Raw genomic sequence first — 1,095 nt, forward strand, 5'->3', positions numbered from 1 at the left:
CATCATCCGAGCACGACCGGCGACACGGACAGCCCCACCAGCACGGCCACGATCACCGCCGTCAGGCGCCGACAACGGCGCGCGTGCGGATGAGGATCCCGCCACAGCAAGGCGATCTCGATCCCTCCCAGGATGCTCACCAGCGCGCTATAGGGCCAGACGAAGAACAGCATCCCGTACATGGCCCAGTTCTCCCCATAACCAGAATCCTGCCAGACCAGGAATGTGAGATAGGCGGCATAGAGCAGACCGATCAGATAGAGCCCATCGAGCAGATACAGCGCCCAATAGCGCCGCGCGCCAATCCCCACGACCAGCAAGGCCGAAAGGGCGAGTACGACGAGCGGAAGCAGCATCAAGACCATGACAGAGGCTCGGTGCAGAGGTGGGTCATCAATGAGGGGAGGATCATGCTAGCTTCCCCCGCAGGCAAGATCGAGCGTTGGGTGATCAAGGGTGCGCATGCCAAGTGGAGTGTGCGGCGCTCCCGGACTCCTCCTGGTCCTGATCATCTTTCCCCGGCAGGACCTCCTAGAAAACAATGCCTTCCGTCACTTCTGCCGTCGCGCTAGACTCAGCTCAACCCATTGATGGATCAGCCCTTCTTCTTAAGGAGATCACCGATGAGCCAGCCGACTTTTCTGATCAATCGACGCACCCATCTGACCTGGACACCCGTTCTCGAGCCGCTGGACCTCATCGCCGAAGATGGGGTGGACCTGCCTCTCCTGGGCGATGTCTCCGCCGGTCAGCCGATCGATGCGGTCGAGGAGCAGGAGCAGGAGCGTGTCCGGGTCCCACGCCACATGGTGCGCAAGAACAGCTATGCGCTGCGGGTGCGCGGGCACTCGATGATGGACGATCAGATCCAGGACGGCGACATCATCGTCGTCGAGCAACGCCAGACAGCGGAGAACGGTGAGATGGTCGTCGCGCTGATCAACGGTGAGCAGGTGACGCTCAAGCGCTTCTACATCGAGGCCGACGGGATTCGTCTGCAGCCGGCCAATCTGCAGATGCAGCCGATCCATCTGCGCCACGAGGAGATCCAGATCCTCGGGATCGTCTCGGGCGTCGTGCGGATGGCGGACTGAT

At 61.6% G+C, this 1,095-nt stretch carries 2 protein-coding genes; one reads left to right on the forward strand and one right to left on the reverse strand.

The features are described from left to right. Positions 1-2 precede the first annotated feature (2 nt). Positions 3-365, reverse strand: a complete 363-nt coding sequence (locus G3480_RS26810) for a hypothetical protein (protein ID WP_164657234.1) — start codon at positions 363-365, stop codon at positions 3-5. A 258-nt stretch (positions 366-623) separates the two neighbouring features. On the opposite strand from G3480_RS26810, the gene lexA reads away from it, so the two are divergent. After that, complete coding sequence (lexA, locus tag G3480_RS26815) at positions 624-1,094, forward strand: transcriptional repressor LexA (protein WP_164657235.1); 471 nt, start codon at positions 624-626, stop codon at positions 1,092-1,094. Position 1,095 lies beyond the last annotated feature (1 nt).

The organism is Thiorhodococcus mannitoliphagus (assembly GCF_010915725.1).
GTDB lineage: Bacteria > Pseudomonadota > Gammaproteobacteria > Chromatiales > Chromatiaceae > Thiorhodococcus > Thiorhodococcus mannitoliphagus.